Annotated in this window: 25 protein-coding genes and 1 pseudogene; 6 read left to right on the forward strand and 20 right to left on the reverse strand. The window is 60.9% G+C overall.

The window, feature by feature from the left end; translation table 11 throughout:
• The first annotated feature begins 38 nt into the window (after positions 1–38).
• Positions 39–998, forward strand: a complete 960-nt coding sequence (locus J1N02_RS15455) for an amino acid ABC transporter permease (protein ID WP_065925730.1) — start codon at positions 39–41, stop codon at positions 996–998.
• Complete coding sequence (locus tag J1N02_RS15460) at positions 991–1,725, forward strand: amino acid ABC transporter ATP-binding protein (protein WP_027605038.1); 735 nt, start codon at positions 991–993, stop codon at positions 1,723–1,725. The genes J1N02_RS15455 and J1N02_RS15460 overlap by 8 nt, the downstream gene beginning before the upstream one ends.
• A gap of 6 nt (positions 1,726–1,731) precedes the next feature.
• Here J1N02_RS15460 and J1N02_RS15465 read toward each other — a convergent pair whose 3' ends face one another.
• The 12 genes and pseudogenes from J1N02_RS15465 to ubiE all read right to left on the reverse strand — a co-directional run bounded on the left by J1N02_RS15465 (position 1,732) and on the right by ubiE (position 11,897).
• Complete coding sequence (locus J1N02_RS15465) at positions 1,732–3,639, reverse strand: methyl-accepting chemotaxis protein (protein WP_368961371.1); 1,908 nt, start codon at positions 3,637–3,639, stop codon at positions 1,732–1,734.
• A gap of 165 nt (positions 3,640–3,804) precedes the next feature.
• Entirely contained in the window at positions 3,805–4,677 is an 873-nt protein-coding gene (locus tag J1N02_RS15470) for a methyl-accepting chemotaxis protein (protein ID WP_421147478.1), read from the reverse strand.
• A pseudogene (locus tag J1N02_RS15475) lies at positions 4,663–5,721 on the reverse strand (methyl-accepting chemotaxis protein); the annotation flags it as partial. The pseudogene J1N02_RS15475 and the gene J1N02_RS15470, both read right to left, overlap by 15 nt.
• A 188-nt stretch (positions 5,722–5,909) precedes the next feature.
• Entirely contained in the window at positions 5,910–6,617 is a 708-nt protein-coding gene (locus J1N02_RS15480; protein ID WP_092358737.1) for a 16S rRNA (uracil(1498)-N(3))-methyltransferase, read from the reverse strand.
• Positions 6,614–7,405, reverse strand: coding sequence for a twin-arginine translocase subunit TatC (tatC, locus tag J1N02_RS15485; protein WP_027605034.1), 792 nt, complete (start codon positions 7,403–7,405; stop codon positions 6,614–6,616). The genes J1N02_RS15480 and tatC overlap by 4 nt, the downstream gene beginning before the upstream one ends.
• Positions 7,402–7,818, reverse strand: coding sequence for a Sec-independent protein translocase protein TatB (gene tatB, locus J1N02_RS15490; RefSeq protein ID WP_098480521.1), 417 nt, complete (start codon positions 7,816–7,818; stop codon positions 7,402–7,404). Before tatB ends, tatC begins: the two co-directional genes overlap by 4 nt.
• A gap of 10 nt (positions 7,819–7,828) precedes the next feature.
• Entirely contained in the window at positions 7,829–8,107 is a 279-nt protein-coding gene (locus J1N02_RS15495) for a twin-arginine translocase TatA/TatE family subunit (protein ID WP_003171180.1), read from the reverse strand.
• A 26-nt stretch (positions 8,108–8,133) separates the two neighbouring features.
• The gene (locus tag J1N02_RS15500; protein ID WP_027605032.1) at positions 8,134–8,466 is read right to left on the reverse strand and encodes a phosphoribosyl-ATP diphosphatase; all 333 of its coding nucleotides are present in this window, start codon (positions 8,464–8,466) and stop codon (positions 8,134–8,136) included.
• A 2-nt stretch (positions 8,467–8,468) separates the two neighbouring features.
• Complete coding sequence (gene hisI / locus J1N02_RS15505; protein ID WP_012721796.1) at positions 8,469–8,861, reverse strand: phosphoribosyl-AMP cyclohydrolase; 393 nt, start codon at positions 8,859–8,861, stop codon at positions 8,469–8,471.
• 41 nt (positions 8,862–8,902) lie between these two features.
• The gene (ubiB, locus tag J1N02_RS15510) at positions 8,903–10,507 is read right to left on the reverse strand and encodes a ubiquinone biosynthesis regulatory protein kinase UbiB (protein ID WP_027605031.1); all 1,605 of its coding nucleotides are present in this window, start codon (positions 10,505–10,507) and stop codon (positions 8,903–8,905) included.
• A complete protein-coding gene (locus J1N02_RS15515; protein WP_027605030.1) occupies positions 10,504–11,127 on the reverse strand; it encodes a ubiquinone biosynthesis accessory factor UbiJ in 624 nt (207 codons plus the stop codon). The genes ubiB and J1N02_RS15515 overlap by 4 nt, the downstream gene beginning before the upstream one ends.
• Positions 11,127–11,897, reverse strand: a complete 771-nt coding sequence (gene ubiE / locus J1N02_RS15520; protein WP_003171186.1) for a bifunctional demethylmenaquinone methyltransferase/2-methoxy-6-polyprenyl-1,4-benzoquinol methylase UbiE — start codon at positions 11,895–11,897, stop codon at positions 11,127–11,129. Before ubiE ends, J1N02_RS15515 begins: the two co-directional genes overlap by 1 nt.
• 144 nt (positions 11,898–12,041) lie before the next feature.
• Between ubiE and J1N02_RS15525 the strand changes: the two genes are divergently transcribed.
• From J1N02_RS15525 to J1N02_RS15535, 3 genes are all read left to right on the forward strand, one after another.
• A complete protein-coding gene (locus J1N02_RS15525; RefSeq protein WP_027605029.1) occupies positions 12,042–12,317 on the forward strand; it encodes a polyhydroxyalkanoic acid system family protein in 276 nt (91 codons plus the stop codon).
• Between the two features lie 105 nt (positions 12,318–12,422).
• Positions 12,423–12,845 carry a phasin family protein gene (locus tag J1N02_RS15530; RefSeq protein WP_027605028.1) on the forward strand — a complete coding sequence of 141 codons (423 nt, stop codon included), beginning with the start codon at positions 12,423–12,425 and terminating at the stop codon, positions 12,843–12,845.
• Positions 12,846–12,857: 12 nt separating this feature from the next.
• A complete protein-coding gene (locus tag J1N02_RS15535; protein ID WP_027605027.1) occupies positions 12,858–13,838 on the forward strand; it encodes a phasin family protein in 981 nt (326 codons plus the stop codon).
• Positions 13,839–13,907: 69 nt separating this feature from the next.
• On the opposite strand, the gene J1N02_RS15540 is transcribed toward J1N02_RS15535, so the two are convergent.
• From J1N02_RS15540 to J1N02_RS15565, 6 genes are all read right to left on the reverse strand, one after another.
• On the reverse strand, positions 13,908–14,429 hold the full coding sequence (locus J1N02_RS15540; RefSeq protein WP_027605026.1) for a fimbrial protein: 522 nt from the start codon (positions 14,427–14,429) through the stop codon (positions 13,908–13,910).
• A gap of 18 nt (positions 14,430–14,447) precedes the next feature.
• The gene (locus J1N02_RS15545; RefSeq protein WP_421147470.1) at positions 14,448–15,467 is read right to left on the reverse strand and encodes a fimbrial protein; all 1,020 of its coding nucleotides are present in this window, start codon (positions 15,465–15,467) and stop codon (positions 14,448–14,450) included.
• Positions 15,454–18,039: a fimbria/pilus outer membrane usher protein gene (locus J1N02_RS15550; RefSeq protein ID WP_421147471.1), complete on the reverse strand. Its 2,586-nt coding sequence runs from the start codon at positions 18,037–18,039 to the stop codon at positions 15,454–15,456. The genes J1N02_RS15545 and J1N02_RS15550 overlap by 14 nt, the downstream gene beginning before the upstream one ends.
• A gap of 158 nt (positions 18,040–18,197) precedes the next feature.
• The gene (locus J1N02_RS15555; protein ID WP_098480519.1) at positions 18,198–18,965 is read right to left on the reverse strand and encodes a fimbrial biogenesis chaperone; all 768 of its coding nucleotides are present in this window, start codon (positions 18,963–18,965) and stop codon (positions 18,198–18,200) included.
• A gap of 8 nt (positions 18,966–18,973) precedes the next feature.
• Entirely contained in the window at positions 18,974–19,741 is a 768-nt protein-coding gene (locus J1N02_RS15560) for a fimbrial biogenesis chaperone (RefSeq protein WP_223841667.1), read from the reverse strand.
• A 99-nt stretch (positions 19,742–19,840) separates the two neighbouring features.
• Positions 19,841–20,422 (reverse strand): fimbrial protein, encoded by a 582-nt coding sequence (locus J1N02_RS15565; protein ID WP_027605022.1) that lies wholly within the window; start codon positions 20,420–20,422, stop codon positions 19,841–19,843.
• Positions 20,423–20,792: 370 nt separating this feature from the next.
• On the opposite strand from J1N02_RS15565, the gene J1N02_RS15570 reads away from it, so the two are divergent.
• Positions 20,793–21,455: a response regulator transcription factor gene (locus J1N02_RS15570; protein WP_043293466.1), complete on the forward strand. Its 663-nt coding sequence runs from the start codon at positions 20,793–20,795 to the stop codon at positions 21,453–21,455.
• A 38-nt stretch (positions 21,456–21,493) separates the two neighbouring features.
• Here the strand turns inward: J1N02_RS15570 and J1N02_RS15575 are convergent, their stop codons facing one another.
• Positions 21,494–22,114: a TetR/AcrR family transcriptional regulator gene (locus tag J1N02_RS15575; RefSeq protein WP_027605020.1), complete on the reverse strand. Its 621-nt coding sequence runs from the start codon at positions 22,112–22,114 to the stop codon at positions 21,494–21,496.
• Positions 22,115–22,141: 27 nt separating this feature from the next.
• The gene (gene phaC / locus J1N02_RS15580) at positions 22,142–23,824 is read right to left on the reverse strand and encodes a class II poly(R)-hydroxyalkanoic acid synthase (RefSeq protein WP_027605019.1); all 1,683 of its coding nucleotides are present in this window, start codon (positions 23,822–23,824) and stop codon (positions 22,142–22,144) included.
• Positions 23,825–23,881: the final 57 nt, after the last annotated feature.

Consider the following 23,881-nt stretch of genomic DNA (forward strand, 5'->3'; position numbering starts at 1 on the left):
CAGGTGTGCGGGCCTCGATTTTTTTGGATGCTGAGTAGATGAAACAGAAAAAAGCCCAATGGCCCTGGCACCTGCTGACCGTCGTCGTGCTGGTCGGCCTGGCCGGCGCCTTGTATTACGCCACCTCGCTGATGTCCTACGAGTGGCGCTGGAACCGGGTCCCGCAATACTTCGCCTACCAGGCCGAAGAGTCCCAGCGCGCTGCGGACATCTCCACTGTCGTGGAGCTGGTCCGCAAGGGCGATGTGGCCGAAGTCACCCTGCGCAACGATGCCGGCGTCGAACAGCGTGTGAGCGTGGCCGACAACAGCCTGCAAGTGGCGCGCGGCGATGATGTGGCCGAAGGCGACGTCATCGGGGTTAACCGCCATTGGGCGTTGGGCCCCTTGATGTGGGGCCTGTGGACCACGTTGTGGCTGTCGGTGGTATCCGGGATTCTCGGCCTGGCGATCGGTCTTGCCACCGGGTTGTGCCGACTGTCCAATAACCCGACCCTGCGCGATCTGTCGACGATCTACGTCGAGCTGGTGCGTGGCACGCCGCTGTTGGTGCAGATCTTTATTTTCTACTTCTTTATCGGCACGGTGCTCAACCTGTCCCGGGAATTCGCCGGGATCGCCGCGCTGTCGCTGTTCACCGGCGCGTATGTGGCGGAAATCGTCCGTGCCGGCGTGCAGTCCATCACCCGTGGCCAGAACGAGGCGGCTCGCTCCCTGGGCCTGAGCGCCAGCCAGTCGATGCGTCATGTGGTGCTGCCGCAGGCCTTCAAGCGCGTGTTGCCGCCGCTGGCCGGGCAATTTATCAGCCTGGTGAAAGACACCTCGCTGGTCTCGGTGATCGCGATTACCGAGCTGCTCAAAAGCGGTCGCGAAGTGATCACCACCTCGTTCTCGCCGTTTGAAATCCTGTTCTGCGTCGCAGGGCTGTACCTGCTGATCAACCTGCCGCTGTCGAAAATGGCCAGCCGGCTTGAGCGGAGGCTCGCCCAAAGTGATTGAAGTCCGCGATCTGGTAAAAGTCTTCGATACCCGCGGGCATGTGGTGCGCGCGGTGGACCATGTGACCACCCAGGTGGCCAAGGGCGAAGTGCTGGTGGTGATCGGCCCGTCCGGCTCCGGCAAGTCCACGTTCCTGCGTTGCCTCAATGGCCTGGAAGAATTCGATTCCGGCTCGGTGAGCATCGATGGCCTGCAACTGGCCGACCCGAAAACCGATGTGAATGCCTATCGCCGTGAAGTCGGCATGGTGTTCCAGCACTTCAACCTGTTCCCCCACATGACCGTGCTGGAAAACCTGTGCCTGGCGCAGAAAGTCGTGCGCAAGCGCGGCAAGAAGGAGCGCGAAGCCAAGGCCCTGGCGCTGCTGGAAAAGGTCGGCATTGCGCAGAAAGCCAACGAGTTCCCGTCGCGGCTTTCCGGCGGCCAGCAACAGCGGGTGGCGATTGCCCGGGCGTTGGCGATGGAGCCCAAGGTGATGCTGTTCGACGAGCCCACCTCGGCCCTCGACCCGGAAATGGTCGGCGAGGTGCTGGACGTGATGAAGACCCTGGCCCTTGAAGGCATGACCATGGTCTGCGTCACCCACGAGATGGGTTTTGCCCGTGAAGTGGCGGACCGGGTGCTGTTCTTCGATCATGGCAAGTTGCTGGAGGATGCGGCCCCGGCCGAGTTCTTCGCGGCGCCCAAAGACCCGCGCGCCCAGGCGTTCCTGCGCCAGGTGCTATAGGGCGCTTCATACCTTGAACCGCCCCACGCATTGCTGCAAATCCGTTCCCAGCCGCGCCAGTTCGATACTGGCCGCTGCCGTCTGTTCACTGGCGGCGGCGGTTTGCTCCGAGGCGTCGCGTACTTTCAATACGCTGCGGTTGATCTCTTCGGCCACCGCACTTTGCTCCTCGGCGGCAGCGGCGATCTGCGGGTTCATTTCCTGGATGACCGACACCGTGCGGGCGATCTCCGTCAGGGAGTCCCCGGCATTGCGGGCCAGGCCGACGCTGTTGTCGGTCAGGGTGCGGCTGTAGTCCATGATGTCGGCCACCTGTTGTGTACCGCTGTGCAGGCCGCCAATCAGCTCTTCGATTTCCTCGGCGGACTGCTGGGTCCGTTGGGCGAGACCGCGCACCTCATCGGCGACCACCGCGAAGCCTTGACCGGCCTCGCCGGCCCGTGCGGCTTCTATCGCGGCGTTGAGCGCCAGCAGGTTGGTCTGCTGTGACACGGACTTGATCACATCCAGCACACTGCTGATTTTCTGGCTTTCCCGTTGCAGCCCCACCATGGCCTGACCCGCGCGCGCCATTTCATGGGCAAGGTGCTCGATTTGCGCCACGGCATCCGTCACCACCTGATCGCCCAGCTCAGTCTGTTGATTGGCCTGTCCGGCGGCGAGCGAAGCCTGCTCGGCGTGGCGCGCAACCTCCTGGGCGGTGGCGAGCATCTGATTCATGGCGGCGGCGACCTGCTCGGTTTCATCGCGCTGATTATTCACCCCGGCGCGAGTTTGTTCGGTCACGGTGGAGAGCTCCTCGGCGGCGCTGGCAATTTGCCGCGCGTTGTCGCTGATGTTGCCAATCAGCCCCCGCAGGTTCAGCGTCATTTGGCTCATGCTGCGTTGCAGTTGGCCCAACTCGTCACGCCGTCGGGACTGCACATCTTGGCTCAGGTCGCCTTGGGCAATGCGATTGGCAGCGGACAGCGCTTTGCGCAGCGGTTTCACGATTTGCCCGGCAATCAGCCAGGCTGCCAGAGTGCCCAGCAGCAAGGCGGCAGCGGTCGTACCAAGGGTTTGGGTGCGGGCCTGTTCGGCTTCGCGTTCGCGCCGCTGAGTCTGGTCCTGGCTCAAGAGGTCGCTCTGGGCGAGCAGTTCGTCCAGTTGCTGTTCCAATTGCTTTTGCGCGCCCTCGGTTGTGAGTTGCGTGTCCTTGAGGCGTGTGAGGTGGGTGCGGATACTGAGCACGGTATTTTTCAGGGCGCCGCTGTCGACCGGCAATTTTGCTACGCCAGCCTGGGCGAGTTCGAGGTTGCGCTCGGCGTCGCTGACGGCCTGGGCGTAGGCATCCAGCGAGCTGGCGGCCCAGGCAGGGGTTTGGGCGCGATCCTCCGCCTGCTCTATGGCCTGGCGCAGGTTTTCGATGGCATCGAGGGCTTTTTCATCCTCCTGGTCGGGTAAGTCGCTGGCCAGTTGTGCCAGCACGTCGCCGGTGCGTACGGAGCTCTGCTTCAGTTGTTCACGGGCACTCTCACGTTTCTCGACCAGGGCGGGCACCTCCTTGAGCGTGGTTTTGAACGTTGCGGAGAGGCGGGTCATCTCCTGCAGGTATTGAATGGATTTGGGGACTTTGAGCCGGTTGGAAAGCTCGCTCAGGAATCCGTCGATTTTTTCTATGCTCACGCTCAATTTGTTGAGGCTGTTGGTATCGTCCAGGGTTCGGTAGACGATTCTGTCGGCCCGCAGTTCTTCACCCGTCACGGCCAGTTGCGCGAGCACGGTCAGGGTCTGCGAGCGGTAAAGGGACGCGGCCAGCGCTTGCCAGCCAGTCACGGCAATCACAAGGCTCAATGCCAGGACCAGGGAGAAGCCCAGGGCCAGTTTGAGAGTGACACTGGCGTCACCCAGCAGGTAAGTCATTCGACGAAGCATGATCAACCTCCGACAAGTGAACAGTGGGCGTTCTCAACGTGCGCAGGCACATTGAGCTGAATTGAACGCTAGTTCTCTCGGCGCAGAGGTGGGGCTGATAAATGCGTAGGAAATTTCACAGATTGCAGGCGGCGACCCAGGGCGGGTCGCCACGCGGGGAAGGGGTCAGACCCGGAAGCGGCCGACCAGCGCCTGGAGATGAGTGCCCAGGCGCGCCAGTTCGGTACTCGATGCGGCGGTCTCTTCACTGGCCGAAGCCGTCTGCTCGGAGATATCGCGCACGTTCAACACACTGCGATTGATCTCTTCCGCCACGGCGCTTTGCTGCTCGGCGGCGGTGGCGATCTGGGAGTTCATCGCCTGGATGGTCGAGACCGTACGTGTGATGTTCTCCAAGGCGCTGCCGGCGCGGCGGGTCAGCTCGACACTGCTGTCGGTGAGGCCACGGCTGTTGTCCATGATGTTCGCTACCTGCTGGGTGCCGCTTTGCAGGCCGACGATCAGCTCTTCGATCTCTTCGGTGGACTTCTGGGTGCGCTGGGCCAGGCTGCGTACTTCATCGGCCACCACCGCGAAACCGCGTCCGGCCTCACCGGCCCGTGCCGCTTCAATGGCTGCGTTGAGGGCCAGCAGGTTGGTTTGCTGGGCCACGGACTTGATCACATCGAGCACGCTGCCGATCTTGTCGCTTTCGCGCTTCAGATCGGCCATGGCGACCGTGGAGTTGCCGACTTCAGTGGCGAGGCGTTCGATCTGGGCGATCGCTTCGCCGACCACTTTGTCGCCTTCGCGGGCCTGCTGGTCGGCGGCCACTGCGGCTTCGGAGGCTTCCTCGGCATTGCGCGCCACTTCCTGCACGGTAGCGGCCATTTCATTCATGGCGGTGGCCACCTGGTCGGTCTCGACTTTCTGGCTGTTGACCCCGGCGCTGGTCTGTTCGGTCACGGCCGACAGTTGCTCGGCAGCGCTGGCGATCTGGGTGACCCCTTCGCTGATGCCGCCGATCAACTCGCGCAGGCCCACGGTCATGCTTTGCATGGCGCGTTGCAATTGGCCCAGCTCATCCTGGCGCAAGGAGGTGAGGTTGTGGCTCAGGTCGCCCGACGCGACACGCTCGGCGACCTGCAGGGTCTGGTTCAGGGGGAGGATGATCTGGCGGGTGATGGCCCAGGCGGCAACCAGGCCGAAGATCAGCGCCAGCACGGTGGCCGTTAGCAGCAAGTATTTGGCTTGCGCGGCATCCGCATCGCGTACCGCGGTCTGGGAAACCGTCAGTTTGTCACTGTGGCCCAGCAGGATATCGCCCTGGGCAGACATGGTCTTGAGTGCCGCTGCGCTGGCCACTTGAGAGTCGCGGTATTGGCTGACGGCGGCGCGGTAGGCTTGCAGTGAGACGCTGGCCTGTTGCAGGTTGGCTGAATACTGATCAGGTATTTGGCTGGTGAGGCTGGTGATTTTTTTCAGCGCGTTGTCGATGGCATCCAGCGCGGGCTGCTCGGCCTCCACCTTGCCGCTGTAGGTGTAGCCCCGTACTTGGAAGCGTGCTTGCTGGATCAGTTTGCTCAGGTCCACCACGCTGTTGAACAGCGTGACACTGTCGCCTTGCAGCAGGGATTTCTCCACTTCGCTGACCTTGAGTACCGCATTATCGGCGGTATCGCCCAGCTTGCTGCGGGCATTGTCGCGGTTGGTGCCTGCCTGCACCATATCGTTGAACGCGCGCTTGTACTGGTCCACGGCGGCCAATTGCTCATCGACCAGGGCGGCATCCGTGGGTTGTTCGATCAGGCTGCGTGCGGTCTTCAGGCCAGTGTCCAGCTTGTTCAGCAGTTCGCTGACGGCGGTCGGGCCTTGTTCGCCACGGCGCATCTCGTAGTCAAGGCGTGCCAGGCGCAGGTCTTTGGTCAAGCCGTTGAGGCTGGAGATGTAACCCAGCTTGTCACCACGGCTGATCACGTCGCCCAGGCCGCTCCAGCCGGTGAAGGTGATCATCAGTGTCAACAGCAATACCAGGCCAAAGCCCACCGCCAGCTTGGTTTTGACGCTGACATTCCCCAGCTTTTCGGCTAACCAACGATACATGTTGCGAACTCCCCTGGAACAAGGCTTGGACTTATTCACGGGTTATCGGCTTGCATACGGAATTCTGTAGCGACGCTGTCCCCTGTGGGAGGGGGCTTGCTCCCGATAGCGGTGGTTCAGTATCAGAAATGCTGACTGACCCGCCGCTATCGGGAGCAAGCCCCCTCCCAAAGGGTTATGCGGTGTGGTTAGAAAAGGCGGGCGAGCAGGGCGGTGACGGCCGTTTCGACGCGCAGGATGCGGGCGCCCAATTGCACCGGCTGCAAGCCGGCCTTGGCCAGCAGGTCCACCTCATAGGGGATCCAGCCACCTTCCGGGCCTATGGCCAGGGTGACCGGTTCGTCCAGGCCGCGTGGGCAGGGTGGGTAGTCGCCGGGATGGCCAATCAGGCCAAAGGTGCCTGCGGTCATGGCCGGCAGGCGGTCTTCGACGAAGGGCTTGAAGCGCTTTTCGATAAGGATTTCCGGCAGTACCGTGTCCCGCGCCTGTTCCAGGCCGAGGATCAGTTGTTCGCGAATGGCCTCGGGCTCCAGGAAGGGGGTCTGCCAGAAGCTTTTTTCCACCCGGTAGCTGTTGACCAGCACCACTTTCGGCACGCCCATGGCCGCCACGGTTTGCAGGACCCGGCGCAGCATCTTCGGACGTGGCAGGGCCAGCAGCAGGGTCAGGGGCAGTTTGGCCGGCGGTGGTTGGTCGAAGCTCACTTGCAGTTCGGCTTCACGGGCTTCCAGGCGCAGCAATTGCGCGTTGCCCATCAACCCGCCAAGGCGCCCGACCCGCAGGCTGTCGCCTACGGCGGCGCGGTGGACTTCCTGCATATGCACCAGGCGCCGATCACGCAGGATCACCCGGTCGGCCGCGATAAAGTCGGCATCGAACAGCAGCAGCAGGTTCACGGCTGGGTCGCTGGCGGCTGGTCGTCGTCTGCGGGTTGGTCATCCGGGTGATCGCCACGCTTGCTGATCAGGCCGCTGAACAGGATGCCGATCTCGAACAGCATCCACATCGGCACGGCCAGCAGGGTCTGGGAGAAGATGTCCGGCGGCGTGAGGATCATGCCGACCACGAAGCAGCCGATGATCACGTACGGGCGGATCTTCTTCAGGTACTGCACGTTGACCACGCCGATCCACACCAGCAACACCACGGCCACGGGGATTTCGAAGGCGACGCCAAAGGCGAAGAACAGCGTCATCACGAAGTCGAGGTAGCTGGTGATGTCCGTCATCATCTCCACGCCGGCCGGGGTGGCGGCGGCGAAGAACTTGAAGATCAACGGGAACACCAGGAAGTAGGCGAAGGCCATGCCGGTGTAGAACAGCAGGATGCTCGACACCAGCAAGGGCACGGCGATGCGCTTCTCATGCTTGTACAGGCCCGGCGCGATAAAGCCCCAGATCTGGTGCAGGATCACCGGGATCGCCAGGAACAGCGAGACCATCATCGTCAGCTTCAACGGTGTGAGGAAGGGCGATGACACATCGGTGGCAATCATCGTCGCGCCGGCCGGCAGGTACTGGCGCAGCGGCGTGGAGACGAAGGTGTAGATCTGCTGGGTAAAGGCGAACAGCCCGGCAAAGATCACGAAGATCGCGGCCACGCAACGCAGCAGGCGGGTCCGCAGCTCGGTCAGGTGCGAGACCAGCGGCATATGCTGGTCGTTTTCCGGTTTATCAGCGCTCATGGGGCTCGCGGCGGCAATGTAGGGTCATGGGGCGCGGGCGACGCAGCGGGCGTCGGCGCAGGCTCGGTTGGAGCGGTCGGGGTCGGGGCGGCGGGCTGGGTATCCACCGCTGGCGCAGGCGCGATGCTGTGCTCGGCCACAGGCTCCACCGGTTTGGCGGGCTCCTGCACCGGCGACAGGATCTTCCGGGCTTCCTGTTCCAACGACAGAATATGTTCGTTGTGCAGTTGGCGACGGATCTCGTCGGCGCCGATTTCCCGTTCAACTTCCTGTTTGATGGCGTTGAAACTGCGTTTCAGGCGCCCGATCCACAGGCCGGCCGTGCGTGCGGCACCGGGCAGGCGTTCCGGCCCCAGTACCAGCAAGGCAACCAGGCCGACGAGCAGCAGTTCAGAGAAGCTGATACCAAACATTAGTCAGTGCTCACGAGTCTTTGCGGGTCGGCTCTTCGACTTTTTCAGCCTGCACGTCGAAGGTGCGACGCTCGGTGATCGGCTGGGTGGCCTGGGGGTGTACAGGCTGGGCCGGTGGCACCGGGTTGGCGGCCGGGTCGGCAGGCTTCTCATCGTCGTTCATGGCTTTACGGAAGCCCTTGATCGACTCGCCCACGTCGGTGCCGAGGTTTTTGAGTTTCTTGGTGCCGAATACCAGTACCACCACTACCAGAATGACGATCCAGTGTTTCCAGTCAAAAATGCCCATGCTGCAAATCCTCTAGTAAAAGTTATTCAGGCGGACGGGCGCGATGCCTTTTCGGCGTGCCCGGACAAGCCGAAGCGACGGTCCAGTTCATCCAGCACGGCCTGTGGATGCTGCCCCAGTTGGGCGAGCATGACCAGGCTATGGAACCACAAGTCGGCGGTCTCATAGATGACATCGCTGCAATCGCCGCTGATTTGCGCGTCCTTGGCCGCGATGATGGTCTCGATGGACTCTTCGCCGAGTTTTTCCAGGATCTTGTTCAGACCCTTGTGGTACAGGCTGGCGACGTAGGAGCTGTCGGCGTCCGCACCTTTGCGGTCCTCCAGCACCTGGGCCACACGGTTGAGGGTATCGCTCATGGTCAGTGTCCTGCCGAGTAGATGGCGTGCGGGTCTTTGAGCACCGGCTCTACAACCTTCCATTCGCCGTTCTCGAACACGCGATAGAAGCAGCTGTGGCGGCCGGTGTGGCAGGCGATGTCGCCGATCTGCTCGACCTTGAGGATCACCACGTCGGCGTCGCAGTCGATGCGCATCTCGTGCAGGGTCTGCACGTGCCCGGACTCTTCGCCCTTGCGCCACAGTTTGCCACGGGAACGTGACCAGTAGATGGCGCGCTGCTCAGTGGCGGTGAGGCTCAGGGCCTCGCGGTTCATCCAGGCCATCATCAGCACGCGCCCGGTCTTGTAGTCCTGGGCAATGGCCGGCACCAGGCCGTCACTGTCCCACTTGATCTCGTCCAGCCAGTCTTTCATTTTCGGCTCCGGCAATTTGCGACAGTGTATAACCGGATTGGCTATCGACGCACGATCAGATAAACACCCACGGCGACCATGATGCCGGCCGGCCAGTGGCCCAGTTGGTTCAGCGGCCCGCCAATGGCCAGCATCACGCCACCGACCAGGTGCGCGGCCCCCAGCAGGCGCAGGAACCAGTCGTCCTTGCGCTTCTGCCAGGGCGGCGCTGGGTCTTTGGCATGGGGCTGGGACATGCGCTCCAGCAGGTCGCGGGTCATGTTGGCCAGGTGCGGCAGTTGTTCGAACTGGCTGTGCAGGTTGCCCAGCAGGGTTTTCGGGCTGACCCGCTCGCGCATCCAGCGTTCCAGGAACGGCTGGGCGGTGTTCCACAGGTCGAGGTCCGGGTACAGCTGACGGCCCAGGCCTTCGATGTTGAGCAGGGTTTTTTGCAGCAGCACCAGTTGCGGCTGCACTTCCATATTGAAGCGCCGCGCGGTCTGGAACAGGCGCATCAGCACCTGGCCGAAGGAGATATCTTTCAGGGGTTTTTCAAAGATCGGCTCGCACACGGTGCGGATCGCCGCTTCGAATTCATTGAGCTTGGTTTCCGCCGGCACCCAGCCCGAATCGATGTGCAACTGCGCCACGCGGCGGTAGTCGCGCTTGAAGAAGGCGAACAGGTTGCGCGCCAGGTAGTCCTGGTCTTCCGGGGTCAGGCTGCCGACGATGCCGCAGTCGATCGCAATGTACTGCGGGCTCCACGGGTTGACGGTGCTGACGAAGATATTGCCGGGGTGCATGTCGGCGTGGAAGAAACTGTCGCGGAACACCTGGGTGAAGAAGATCTCCACGCCGCGCTCGGCAAGCATCTTCATGTCGGTGCGCTGGTCGGCCAGGGTCGCGAGGTCGGTGACCTGCACGCCGTAGATGCGCTCCATCACCAGCACTTTCGGGCGGCACCAATCCCAATACACCTGCGGCACGTACAGCAGCGGCGAACCTTCGAAGTTACGCTTGAGCTGGCTGGCGTTGGCCGCTTCGCGCAGCAGGTCGAGTTCGTCGTAGATGGTTTTTTCGTAGTCGGCGACCACGTCCACCGGGTGCAGCAGGCGCGCATCGGCAGAGAAACGTTCGGCGGCGCGGGCCAGGATAAACAGCCACGCCAGGTCCTGGCCGATGATCGGCTTGAGGCCCGGGCGAATCACCTTCACCACCACTTCTTCGCCGCTCTTCAACTGCGCGGCGTGCACTTGCGCCACCGAGGCCGAGGCCAGCGGTTCGACGTCGAAGCGGCTGAACACCTCGCTGATCTTCTTGCCCAGTTGCTCTTCGATCAGCTTCATCGACTGCTGGGAATCGAACGGCGGCACGCGATCCTGCAGCAGCATCAGTTCGTCGGCGATGTCTTCGGGCAGCAGGTCGCGGCGCGTGGAGAGGATCTGCCCGAACTTGATAAAAATCGGCCCCAGGTCCTGCAACGCCAGGCGCAGGCGCGCGCCTCGACTCAACTCCAGCTGTTTGCGCGGGAACCAGCGCCACGGCAGCACATAGCGCACCGCCAGCAGGAACCATGGCAAGGGCAGGGCGAACAGCAGGTCATCGAGGCGGTAGCGGATTACGACGCGCTGGATACGGAACAAACGGCGGACGGCGAGCAGCTTCATGCGTTATCGCTTGGATCAAGGGAACGGCTCAGGCGCTCGAAGCGGGCCTCGAGGCGTTCCAGGTCGATTTTGGCCTTGTCGAGCTCACGAAAGCGCGCTTGCGCTTCGCGTTCGCCGACCAGGGTGCGCGATTCTTCGCTCAAGTATTCGGCAAGGTTCTGGTTGAGGCTGGCGAACCCCTGCTGGTACCAGCGCGTGCGACTGCGCAGGTGCCCGCTGATCAACTGGGTGGCGACGGGGCCGATCCAGCGGGACAGCTCGTATTCCCAGTCCAGTTCCAGGTCCTGCAGCACGGCGGCCAGGTCCATCAGGACCGCACTGTCGCCTTCCAGGTGCACTTCGGGGCCGTGGAGGATGGCGGTCTTGTTGCGGCTCAGCGCCAGGTGCAACAGGCTGGAGGCGGGTGCACGCAGGGTGCAGTCGGCTTCGGCAGCCCATTGAGTGGCGAGCAGCAGGCCTTCATCGCTGGGCAGGATAAACAGCTGCAGGGCGGGGCTGCTGCAGTCCACGGCGATGACCTTGCCGTTCAAGTGCGCGAGCCGTGCCAGGGCGGTGCTGTCCAGGCGCAGTACACGGTTGATCCCGTGTTCGACGCTGGCGAGAAGGCCTTTGAGCAGCATCAGGGCTTGATGCCACGGTGCAGGGCGACAATGCCCGAAGTCATGTTGTGGTAGGTCACGCGGTCGAAACCGGCTTCTACCATCATCGACTTCAGGGTTTCCTGGTCGGGGTGCATGCGGATCGATTCGGCCAGGTAGCGGTAGCTTTCGGCGTCATTGGTGATCAGCTTGCCCATCAACGGCATGAAGGCGAAGGAGTAGGTGTCGTAGACCTTGGACATCAGCGCGTTGGTCGGCTTGGAGAACTCCAGTACCAACAGGCGGCCACCCGGCTTGAGGACGCGCAGCATCGAGCGGATCGCGTCTTCCTTGTGGGTCACGTTGCGCAGGCCGAAGGCGATGGTCACGCAGTCGAAATGGTTGTCGGGGAACGGCAGCTTTTCAGCGTCGGCCTGGACGAATTCGATATTGCCGGCCACGCCTTTGTCGAGCAGGCGATCACGGCCGACCTTGAGCATCGAGCCGTTGATATCCGCCAGCACCACCTGGCCGGTAGGGCCGACAAGCTTGGAAAACTTGGCCGCCAGGTCACCCGTACCGCCGGCGATGTCCAGCACGCGGTTGCCGGTGCGTACCCCCGACAGCTCGATGGTGAAGCGTTTCCACAGGCGGTGCATGCCGCCGGAGAGCACGTCGTTCATCAGGTCGTACTTGGCTGCCACGGAGTGGAACACCTCAGCGACTTTTTCCGCCTTCTGGCTTTCCGGGACGTTCTTGAAACCGAAGTGAGTGGTGGGTTCGGCATCGCTGCCTTTGCGCTGATCAGTCATATCGCTGTCACCAAAAGAGAATGCGGGACATGATAATCCCCAAGGCCTGCTTTGTCTTGGCAAGGCTGCAGGTAAGATAGGCAGGCACCGAGACCTTTTGCCGCATTCAAGGTATTCAAATCCCTATAAAGAGGAGTCATCGTAATGGCCCGTATAACCGTTGAGCGTGCACATTCCCTGGGTAAAGAAGGGGCACGCGCAAAGGCCGAGAAGTTGGCGCATAAACTCCAGGAGCAATATGGCCTGGAGCCCTCGTGGTCCGGCGATACCTTGAACCTCAAGCGTTCGGGGGTTAAAGGCACCGTGTTGGTGGCGGATGATTCGCTGCGCATTGATGTGGAACTGGGCCTGTTGATGTCGGCCATGAGTGGCACCATCAAGTCCGAAATCGAGAAAGCCCTGGATAAAGCCTTGGCCTGATCCGCGAGTACTTAGGGTGCCGATTCTAATTTTCCAGCCTACTTTGTGCCCAGGTCCTCAACTCCTGCGGGCCGTTCCTCCCCCCTTTTCTGCGTGAGGTGCACCATGGCCAAAGTTATCCTGAAGAAAAAAATCGATGCTCAGACCGGCGCGTTGAGTGACGTTAAAACCTACGCCCGCAAGATCTGGTTGGCGGGTCTTGGTGCCTACGCGAAGGTCGGCAGCGAGGGCGGCGACTACTTCAAAGAGCTGGTTAAAACCGGTCAACATGTTGAAAGTAAAGGCAAAAAAGTTGCAGTGGAACAACTTGATGCAGCCAACAGTCAGATTGATCAAGTAAAGAGTAATGTCTCCGCGGTCAAAGGTCTGGTAGAAGTTCAGCTGGATAAAGTTGAAAAAGCTTTTGATACTCGCGTTGCCAGTGCCTTGAATCGAATTGGCATTGCGTCTAAACATGACGTGGAGACACTCTCTGCTAAGCTCGAAGAGCTGACGGCATTGCTCGAACGTGTCGCGCGTAAACACTAAGGAGACATCGGGATGGCTGTTAAAAAGACTACTCAGAAAGAAGGCAGCTCGTGGGTCGGGAAAGTTGAAGAGTATTCCCGCAAGATCTGGCTGGCTGGTTTAGGCGTTTACTCGAAGATCGACAGTGACGGCAGTAAACTCTTCGAGACGTTGGTTAAGGACGGCGAGAAAGCCGAGAAGTTGACCAAGAGCGCAGTGGGTAAACAAGTAGGTGCTGCTAAAGCCACTGCCGGTTCGCGCATCAGTGATGCGAAGAAACAGGTATTGGGTACTTGGGGCGAACTCGAAGGGGCTCTGGACAAGCGCCTCAACAGTGCTATTTCGCGCCTGGGCGTGCCGAGTAAAGCTGAGCTGAAGACCCTGCACAGCAAGGTCGATACCCTGACAAAGCAAATCGAAAAACTGACCGGTGCCAAAGTGGCTCCAGTGAAAGCGGCCGCCGCTAAACCGGCTGCCAAGCCTGCTGCAAAAACGGCCGCTGCCAAACCAGCGGCTAAAACGGCTGCCAAACCTCTGGTGAAAGCTGCCGCCAAGCCAGCTGCAAAACCCGCGGCCAAGGCAGCTGTAAAAGCAGTCGCTAAACCGGCTGCCAAAACCGCAGCGGCCAAACCGGCTGCCAAGGCCACCGCTAAACCCGTGGCTGCGAAAGCAACTGCCAAACCTGCGGCTAAGCCAGCAGTCAAGGCCGCCGCAAAACCGGCCGCTAAGCCCGCAGCCAAAACCGCAGCCGCCAAACCCGCGGCCAAGCCTGCCGCTGCTAAACCTGCGGCCAAGCCAGCTGCCGCGAAACCGGTGGCCAAGCCAGCCGCCAAACCTGCTGCGGCGAAGAAGCCAGCTGCAGCGAAAAAACCGGCAGCGCCTAAGCCTGCTGTTGCCGCCAAGCCGGCAACCACGGCACCGGCTGCTTCGACAGCCAACTCGGTGTCGGCACCCACGCCTGCCGCCACCCCGACTGCAACGCCGGTCACCCCGACGCCAACCAGTCAGTCCTGATTTTTCCGGGACGCGAAAAAAATGCCCGGCCTGCAAAGGCTGGGCATTTTTTTCGTGCGCGGTTCCCCATCAATTGTAAGTAATGGAAACGGTGACAGTGCTGTCCAGGGTACCCGCGGTAATTGGGGTGCCGGTTTTCCGATACGACGCATTCATCGGTAACAACGCTCTTGCGCCGCTTGTGGCGATCTGGCGAGTGCGCTCGGCGACAGAGCCATTGGCGGGAATGTCAGCGACGTTTCGGTGGGAAAGCGAGAGCGCCGTCCCGGCTGAGGTTCCGGTGTTGGCGAACAATGCGCCATTGCCGCTGGACGGAGTGCCCGCGAACAGAAAGAACACATTTTGAATGTCCGATTCGCACTCGGCGGTAATGTCGAAATTTGTCGTACCCACTTCTTCGGATGAATCAAAATCCGATACTTTGATCGAGGGCAGGGTGATGGTGCGGGTCACATCACCGGCGGCCAGGTTGCAGGTGCCGGCGTTGACCTGGCCGGTAAAGCGCAAGGTGCCCGTAGTTGCGGCCTGGACCGCAGTGGCGGCCAGGCTCGCGGTGATAGCCAGCAGCAGGGGCAGGGCTCGAATCCTCATTACATACTCCTCAGGTTTTTAGTTATAGGTGATGTTGACGGTCGCGGTCGTTTCGAGCCTGCCTTGGCTGACCGTGCCGTTCTTGTGATAGGCCGCACCCAGCGGCAGCACCGCGCGCCCCCCGGAGACCGGCACCGTGCGGGTGTTTTCGGTGCCGTTGGCGAGGATGTTCTGGATACCACCGCCAATGCGCGAATACAGCCACAGGGCGACGCCACCGGCAGTGCCCGTATTGGCGAAGAGCCGATCATTGCCAGGTGCGGGGGTACCGGAAAAGCGGAAGGTCACGTTGGAAGCGTTGGTGCAGTTTGCGGTTAACTCGAAGTTGCGTGGGCCCGCGGTCGTTGCGTTGTTGAATGCGCCGACTTGCACCGGGTCGAGCGAGATCGTGCGGTTGACGTCGCCGGTTGCCAGGTCGCAGGTGGCGGCGGGCCTGACAAAGCGCACTGCGTTGCCGAGCCTCAAGGTAAAACTCTCCGGACGGTTATCCAGTCTCTGCACCCAAATGTTACCGGCAGGCACTGTCCCGTCTGTTACAGGCCCGGCTTTATAGAACCCCAACTCCGCGGCCATGAAGCTGGTGAGGGGGCCGCTGAATGTGCGTTGTTGGTTATGCATGCCAAAGAAAGGGTAAAGCGAGCCGGAATGTCGGATGCGCATGTGCACGCCCACGCCAGGAACCTCGGTCTCGTAGTACTTTGAGTGAGACCTTGCGTTGTAGCGCCCGGTAATCGTTAATAAAGTGTGGCCGCAATTCATGGTGTAAGAGGGTGCCGTACCAGTGAATTCCTTAATGACAATTTCAGACTCCACCGGGAGGCTGTCCGGCACGACGATTGTGGACGGAAGGGTGAGTGTGAATGTGTCGTTCTGATACCTGTCACACGCCGCTTGAGCCGCAATCGGCGAGCCAAGGACCAGCACTGTTGACATGAGTTGTATGGCGCGTTTCATCTTCAGTCCCGCAAAAGAAATAGGGCGGTTGCAGGCAAGCAGTGCGCTGGGCGTGCTCGCCTGCGCCGGATCAACTGCTTGCATTGCGCTCGCTCGACGGTGGCATGTGCTGTGCTGTATCGAGCCGGCAGGTGCCCGCGTCGAGATTAAGCAAGCGTTGGGTGCCGGCAATGTTCGACTGTGGACCCAAGTCGTAATGCAACTGGCATGCGGCGCCGGCATGGGGGCCCCACTTGATCGTCAATGGTCCCTGTGTACGAGACACTCGAACAAAGGCTTGACCACCCTGCCCGACCACCCCGACGCTCGCGCCGTCCTCATCGAACACATCCGCACCAAACGGCAGCGGGCTGCCATCCTCGCGCAGTGCCGTGATCAACATGGCCTGGCCGCTGACCGTCTCGAACTTAAGCTTCACCACCGAACCGGCACGGGGCGCTACGTTCTGGGCGGCGGTCTTGAGTTCCACATCGACCGAAAGGTCCTTCGGGTCCAGCTCCACGACGTTCTGGCGATACGGGGTCAGGTGGGGTACCACGGCGTAGCCGCTGTTACCGACTTGCGCGCTGTGGTTACCGTTGATCCGCGCACCCTGGGCGTCGGGCGCCTGGACGATGCCGATGGTGTCGCCCAACTCCGGGGCGAAGGTCACGCCGCCGGCGTGGGCAACGATGCCGCCGGTCATCCCCAGCGATACCGAGCGGTAGTCGCTGCTCTGCCCGTAACCGGCAGACAGCACGCCGTGGCTGGCCTGGTATTTCATATCGGCACTCGCGGCGTTGCCACTGCCTCGGGTTCGACTGGCACCAAGGCCATAGCTGAATTCGCTGCGTTCGCCAAGGCTGCCGCCGACGTTCACGCGCTCGCCACTGTTTTGGTCGCCGTGATAGACCGTGGTGGTCAGGGTCGGCGAACGCGCGCCGCTGCCCAGTGGCAGGCTCAAGGTCAGATCCACCTGCTTGTCGACTCGGTCGCTCAACAGGTCACGGGTGCGCTGTGCACTGACGGTATAGTGAAGGCCCTTCCAGGTGCCGCTGTATCCCGCGGTAAAGGTCAGGTTGCCACTTGTGCGGTTCCAATAGTTTTGCGAAGAACCGGTCAGGTAAACCGAGCCGTTGCCCAGGCTCTGGTTGAGGCTTATGTCCATTCTGTCGCGCAGGCGCGAGACGCTGTCGAGGCTGAGTCCGTCGATGGCAAGGTCGCGAACCCGTGCGGCATCGCCCACGCTCAGGAACCCTTCAGTGGAATAGCGGTAGGCCCCCAATGCGAAGTGAGTGCCGGTGTCTGCGAAATTCTTGCTGTAGCGCAGTTGCAGGCTTTGTCCCTCACGCGAACCGTGTCCAGGTACATGGGCATTGGAGTGGGTCAAGTCAAATGACACCGCACCCAATGGCGTGTTGAGTGCCGTTCCCAATAATTGTGAGTTGTAGTCTTGGCCCACGACCGCACCGGTATAGCCGGTCAGTAGATTGCTGAGGCCATGCTGGTAGGTCGCCTGCATCAGTGTGGGTGGGTGCCGAAGGCCAAGCTCGTCGAGCTGGCCGATGCTCAGCGAATAGCGGTGGTGGCCGGGTCGCAGGAGGTTGGCGTTGGCCGCAAAGGGGACGATGAACTCCCGCTGACGGCCATCCGCCTCGGTGATCGTGACGGTCAGGTCGCCGCCATATCCGGTAGGGAATAAATCATTGAGTACAAACGGCCCAGGCGCCACCGACACCTCATCCAGCAGTACCCCGCGCTGGCGCACGGTAACCCGCGCGTTGGTCTCGGCAACGCCGCGCACCACGGGGGCAAAACCGGTCTGGGAATCAGGCAGCATCCGGTCATCGCTGAACAGGCTCGCACCCCGCAGGCGGACGCTGTCGAACAGCTCGCCCGGCGTGTAGATTTCGCCGACCATCAATTGAGACTGCAGCGAGCTCATTTCACGCTGAACGTAGGTGCTGCTGCTTTGGTAGCCAGTGCCCACCTTTGATTGGCTGTAGCTGCCGTTGTGGCGCCAATGCCAGTCGCCCAGGTTGAGCCCGGTGTTCAGGCCGACGTAGTTGGAGTTGAGCGACTGATGCCTGGTTTGGGTGGCAAAGGTGTTGGCGTTGTAACGCACGAAGGCAGCGTCGATGCCACTGTCCCAGTGTTTGGGATCGATATAACCCCGAGCCTTGCGTGCGAGGTAAATCTGCGGAATCTGCAGGTCAAGGCGATTTTCACCGGAATCGAACCGGCCGCTGGCGCCTGGCAGGTAGCTGGCAATATCGGCGCATGCGGAAAATACGGCGTCGGTCGATTGCCTGTCGACCGCCTCCATGTCGATGCCGAACCTGAAGAGCGCGTCACGCTCAAGGCACATCTGCGCAGTGTCTTGTCCGTCCATCGCTTTGAACGATAGCGTCTCTCTGCCTATCCATTGGCCGTTGAGATAAACCTCCGCACGGTAGCTGCCGGGTAGCACGACGTTGCCTTGGTTGAACTTTGAAATGTCGACCTGCAAGCCCGCTGCCCCGCCGGGAAAAAAGGCCGGGTTGAATACAGAATGCGTGGCGTCTTGGGCCGCTGCAGTGTGGGCGCCACCCAACAGCAATAGACCTTGAGCTACAAGCGTCAACCTGAAAGGCGATATAAACCCGTTTTCGGGTCTGGCCGGTGTTTTCGAACTCATGGATACCGTTCCCGGGGAAAGTTGTGGTCCGAATTGCGACAAAGCGCGGCCCTGTCCTGACGAACAAGTACTGAACGGACGTGTTTGATTTGTGCTGCGGCGGGTCAATCAACCTCGAGAGGCAGGGACTGGACCCTGATGAACTCAGGGTGGGGCGATCATGGCGACACCTTGGCGCTGTGCTGGATCGTGAGCCCGAAGTCGTCGAGCGTCTGGAACTCCACGGTCATCTCGGCCGTACGCAACGACGCAAGCCCTGCAATCTGGAAGTGGTTGCGGCTATCGGGCGCCACCATATTGTCTCCGCTCGATGCAGCGGATTTGCGCGCATGGCGCTGCCCCTTCGCGACCACTTCGATCTTGTCGAAATTCACGTAATAGGGGGTCGGGTTATAGACCTCCAGTGACGGGCCGTGCTCGGTGGTTACGCTGCGCCACTGCAATTTGGCCGGCGCGGCTTCGGCCGCAAAGGGCAGGCTGGGCGGTCGGAGAAACACCTTGATCCTGGAGCGGAAGGCAAGTTGCAACTGGTTGCCCTGGGCGGCATCTTCGGCCTGCGAAGGCACTTCGAGTAAGTTGAACCAGTACAGGCTTTCCTGCGCAGACGGCAGCGTTTCGCCGGTGTATGCCAGGCGCACGACGTGTTGCCGGCCTGGCTCGATACGAAAGATCGGCGGCGTGACAACAAAGGGGATTCCGCCGGCGTCCGGGGTAGAGTGCTCGTCACCCTTGTCCAGCCATGCCTGCATCAGGACGGGTACCTGATTCTTGCTTTCCAGCCTTACTGTGACTTCCTTGTCCTGTTGCGGATAGATGATCCGTGTGCTGCTGATCACAACGCTTGCCTGCGCCATGACGGGACAGATCAGTGCAAGCGTCAACAGGCTGAGTCTGGTTAGCCAATGTGAGATCAAAGTCGCGTTCATGCTGCGGGTTATCCTGCGGACGAAAGGGTGACAGCCGTCGTGTGCTGCACGCGGGCGCCAAAATCGCTGACGGAAACGAACTCGACCTTGGGGTTGCCGTTGGGACGAATACGCAACTGGGGCAATGCAAACAGTTTCATGTCTCCGGCCGGCAATAACAGACCGTCATTGGCCGCCTGGCTCGGCGCCTTGTTGAACCGTTTGCCTTCGCTCAGCAACGCGACCGATGCCAGCGAAATATGGTAGGGCGTGGGGTTGGTCGCTTGCAGGGCGAACCCATTGTCATGGGGGACCAGTTTCCACTGCAGTCTGGTTGCCGCGCTGCTGACGGGGTATGGCAACCCTTGTGGGCGCAGGAACACCCGCAAGCGAGTGCGAAACGACAATTCGATCTGGTTGTTTTGCGCGGCGTCGGCGGAAGTCGGCGGCACTTCGAATATGTTCAACCAGAACAGGCTTTCGCGATCAGTAGGCAACGGGGCGCCGGAATAACGCAGGCGCAATGCCTGTTGTTGGTGCGGTTCGATGCGAAACATCGGCGGTGAGAGGGTGAACGGAGTCCGCGCAGTCGCTGGTGTCGAGTTTCGGTCGCCAGTATCCAGCCAGGTCTGTACCAGTGCCGGGCGATCGCCTTTATTTTCCAGGCGCACAACCACTTCCTGCTGCTCAGCGGGGTAGATCACGCGTGTGCCATGGACAATGATGCCGGCATGGGCGTTGAGCGCGTGCAGCGATAGCAGCCCGAGGGCACAGGTGGCGAGAGCACGGCAGGCCATTCTTTTAATCATTTGAAGTCTCTTCGAGTCTGGGGGCGGACCCGCAATGCAATTGCAGGTCCCGGGCTTCGAGGTCTGCGTATGCAGACGTGTTGTCCCTTACTCGGCGTATTCGACCAGGAAGCCGACGCGTGTTTTCACCGTGCCTTCGGTTGCGGCGCCGCTGGCGTACATTTGGGCTGCCAGCGGGATAATGGCCTGGTTATCGGCGATCACGACGCCCTCGGATTTATCGGTGTAGACGTTGATCGGGGAGCCGTCGCGGTTAGTGACTTCGACCTGTACGTTCTTGGCATTGGTAGTGTCGGAAGGGTCGTCGTAGCCGTCGATGTTCAAGCGCCCGGTCGCCACGTCAATGGCCGGGCTGGTTGGGTCGAACGCCACCATGGCGGTGCGGCCGTTGGTGCAACTGCCTTCGCCGGGCCCGCCAATGCGAATGGTGAAACCGGTGAGGTTGGCGCGACTGCCAGCGGTTGCCAGGCGTGAAGCAGAGACGCCGCCCAGGTTGACGTCCTTGACCACTGCGCCTGTGCCAGGTGCGGCACCCTCGACGGTGCAGGTCACATCGGTCACCAACCCCGTGAAGTTGATGACCCCGTCGTTGGTGGCGAATGCGGGCCGTGATAACGCAGCTGTCAGGGCAAGAAGTGTTGCAGCGGTGGAGATAGCGGTAAATTTCATGATGATTCCGGTCGTGATTTTAATAAACGAGAGCCGCCACAGGTAAAAAGCAGCACCTGTAGTTCGTTTCGAACTAGTCTCTAATGGCGGTTATATAATTTGGCGTGCAGTGCCAGATGGCATCTATAGTGAAGTGGCGAGTTTTATCTCGTGATAGTTCGAAAAATAATCGGGTTAACTTAGGAATTGTCTGTAGTACTGGGAATTATCTGTAGGATGTTGCTGAAGGGGTAACGCTTATTGCCCCGCTATGTTGATCCCTTGATGGGGCAGGGTATACCGTGCTCGCAGCAGCGAATAATGTTGCGGTGTTGTATTTACTTATGCGGGTTTATTTATGCCTACTTCAATATCCACTACGTATACCGTCATGCTGCTAGATGACCATGCGATGCTTCGGCAGGGGATCGAGTTGGGGTTGAGCAACGAGGCCGACCTCCATGTGGTCGGCTCTTTCGGGACGGCCAAGGAATTACTGGAAGCCCTTGCGCGGCGCCCGGCGGATGTGGTGGTAATGGACTTCATCCTGGCCCCTTCGGACAACGATGGCCTGAGTCTTATACAAGCGCTGAACCGGCGCTTCAGCCAGTGCCGGCCGTTGATTGTCTGTTCGCATTACACGCCCGCTACCGTATCACTGTCGCTGAAGGCTGGCTGTTGGGGAATCCTGGGTAAAACCCAGAACCTGACGGAGTTGATCACGGCTATTCGAACCGTCGCCCAAGGTCGAATTTATCTGCAGCCTTGCATGGTGCCTGCTTTGCAGGGCATGCAATCAATGCTGGAAGTCGTGAGTATGAAGTCGAAAATGGACTATGCAACGCCGTTGCGCTTGAACGCCTGTCTTACGCCTAAAGAACAGGAGGTGCTGCGATGTTTTCTGGATGGAATGTCGGTGAATTCGATTGCCGCAAAGTTTTCACGCAGTGCGAGTACGATCAGTACGCAGAAACAATCGGCTTATAGAAAATTGGGAATCAAGAATGACAGTGAGTTATTCAAGTTTACCCAGCAATTCGGGGAGTTTGAATGATTCGGCTCAACTGTCAGCCGCAGATTTCCGGATAATGCTTAAACATGATCGTCCAGATAGCGCAGCGCCAATCGCTCCGTGGCCTGCCGCGCCGCAGGTAGCAGATGCGGCGCCACCAGCATCATGACTTGATACACCACCACCCGCACCTCGCCCTCACGGTCGAGAATGCGTTGGTAGTCCAGGGAGAACAGCAGGGTCATGGTGATCTGCTCCACCAACTGGCCCAGCGCCTGGGTGTCACTGACCAGTTGCCCGTCCGCCTTCAGGCGCGCCAGCAAGGACGCGAGGGTGCGCTTGAGTGCGGTCAGCAGGTTGCGAATGCCCTTGGCCAGTTTCGGCAGGCGCCCCGCCAGGTTCGACAGGTCCTGGAACAAAAACCGGTATTGGGCCATGCGTTCGATGATCAGGTGCAGGAACAGCCAGTAATCCTGGGCCTGCAGTTGCGCGTCCGCCGGTGGGTCGAGCAGCGGCGCCAATTCGCCCTGGAAGCGCTCGAACAACCCCAGCACCAGCGGTTCCTTGCCATGGAAGTGGTAGTAGAGGTTGCCGGGGCTGATCCCCATTTCATTGGCCACCTCCATGGTCGACACGTTCGGCTCGCCCTTCTGGTTGAACAACTGCAAGGCACATTCAAGGATACGGTCGCGGGTCTTCATCCAGTCTTCTTAATCTGATCGTTGAGCTCAGCGCACTCGCACATAGGTGCCGGGCGCCGCTTCCATCGGTGGGTAATTCTGGTTGCCCAGGGCGGTGAGGGTTTCGCGCTGTACGCCCGAGCGCTGCTGGATCCACGCCAGCCACTGCGGCCACCAACTGCCCTCGACGTGGTTGGCGTCGTAGTACCAGGCACGCGGGTCGCTGCTCAGCTTGGGATTTTCAACGTAGTTGGCCTTGGGGTTGCCCGGTGGGTTGAGGATGCTCTGGATATGCCCGCTGTTGGACAGCACGAAGCGCCGCTCGCCACCGAGCAATTGCGTGGAGCGATACACCGCGTCCCACGGCGTGATGTGGTCGTTGATCCCGGCCACGCTGAAGCTGTCCACCGTGACCTTCTGCAGGTCGATGGGCGTGCCGCACACTTCCAGGCCGCCGGGATGGCTCAGCGGGTTGTGCTTGAAGAAATCGAGCAGGTCGCCATGCAGTGCGGCGGGCAGGCGCGTGTTGTCGTTGTTCCAGTACAAAATGTCGAAGGCCGGCGGTTCCTTGCCCAGCAGGTAATTGTTGATCCAGTAGTTCCAGATCAGGTCGTTGGGACGCATCCAGGCGAACACCTTGGCCATGTCGCGGCCGTCCAGCACGCCTTGCTGGTAGGAACGACGCTTGGCGGCTTCCAGGGTTTGCTCATCGGCGAACAGCATGGCGGGGCTGTCGATCTGGCTGTCCAGCAGGCTCACCAGGTAGCTGGCGCTGGAGATACGACGCAGCTGGCGCTTGGCTTGCAAGTGGCCTTGCAGGGCGGCGATGGTCAGGCCACCGGCGCAGGCGCCCATCAGGTTGACCTCGCGGGCACCGGTGATGGCCCGGCAGACGTTGAGTGCTTCCTCCAGCGCCGCCACATAGGTGGACAGGCCCCATTCGCGGTGGCGCACGTCCGGGTTGCGCCAACTGACCATGAAGGTCTGCAGGCCGTTCTTGAGGGCGTACTGCACGAAGCTGTTGGCCGGGCTCAAGTCGAAGATGTAGTACTTGTTGATTTGCGGCGGCACGATCAGCAGCGGCCTGGCGTACTGTTTTTCGCTCATGGGCTTGTATTGGATCAACTCAAGCAGCTCATTGCGAAATACCACCGAGCCTGGGGTGGTGGCCACGGTCTTGCCGACTTCAAAGGCCTGTTTGCTCACTTGGCGCGGCAGGCCGTTGTTGTGCAGCAGGTCGTCGAACAGGTTGCTCACGCCGCGCACCACACTGTTGCCGCCGGAGTTGAGCAGCTCCTTGACGGCCAGCGGGTTGAGCAGGGTGTTGGAGGGCGACACGGCGTCGTTGATCAAGGCGAAGGCAAAGTGCGCGCGGGCGCGGTCGTCGTCACTCAGTGAGCTGTCATCGATCCACTGGCGGGTCTGCTTCTGCCAGCTCAAATAGGCTTGCAGGCTGCGTCGGTAGAACGGGTTGAGCGTCCAGGTCGGGTCGCTGAAGCGGCTGTCCCGTGGGTTGGGCTCGTGCACGGTCTCACCCAGCAGCACACGACCCAGTTGACCGCCCAGGGCCAGGGCGTGACGGGCGGTATGCACCGGGTTGCGCCAGCCGTGGGCGGCAACGCTGCGTAAGGTCGACAGCAAATCCCGACCGCGCAGGCCGGTGATCGCGTTTTGTGCGTTGATGAACGCGGCAGGGGTGGGCGCCGGGTTCGTCACGGGTCTTTCTCGCATGAGCCAACACTCCTTCGTCAAGCCATCAACAGGCACGCCAATTCAGAACCATAGTCG

The sequence above is a fragment of the Pseudomonas sp. NFX5 genome (assembly GCF_049132125.1).
GTDB classification, from domain to species: domain Bacteria; phylum Pseudomonadota; class Gammaproteobacteria; order Pseudomonadales; family Pseudomonadaceae; genus Aquipseudomonas; species Aquipseudomonas marginalis.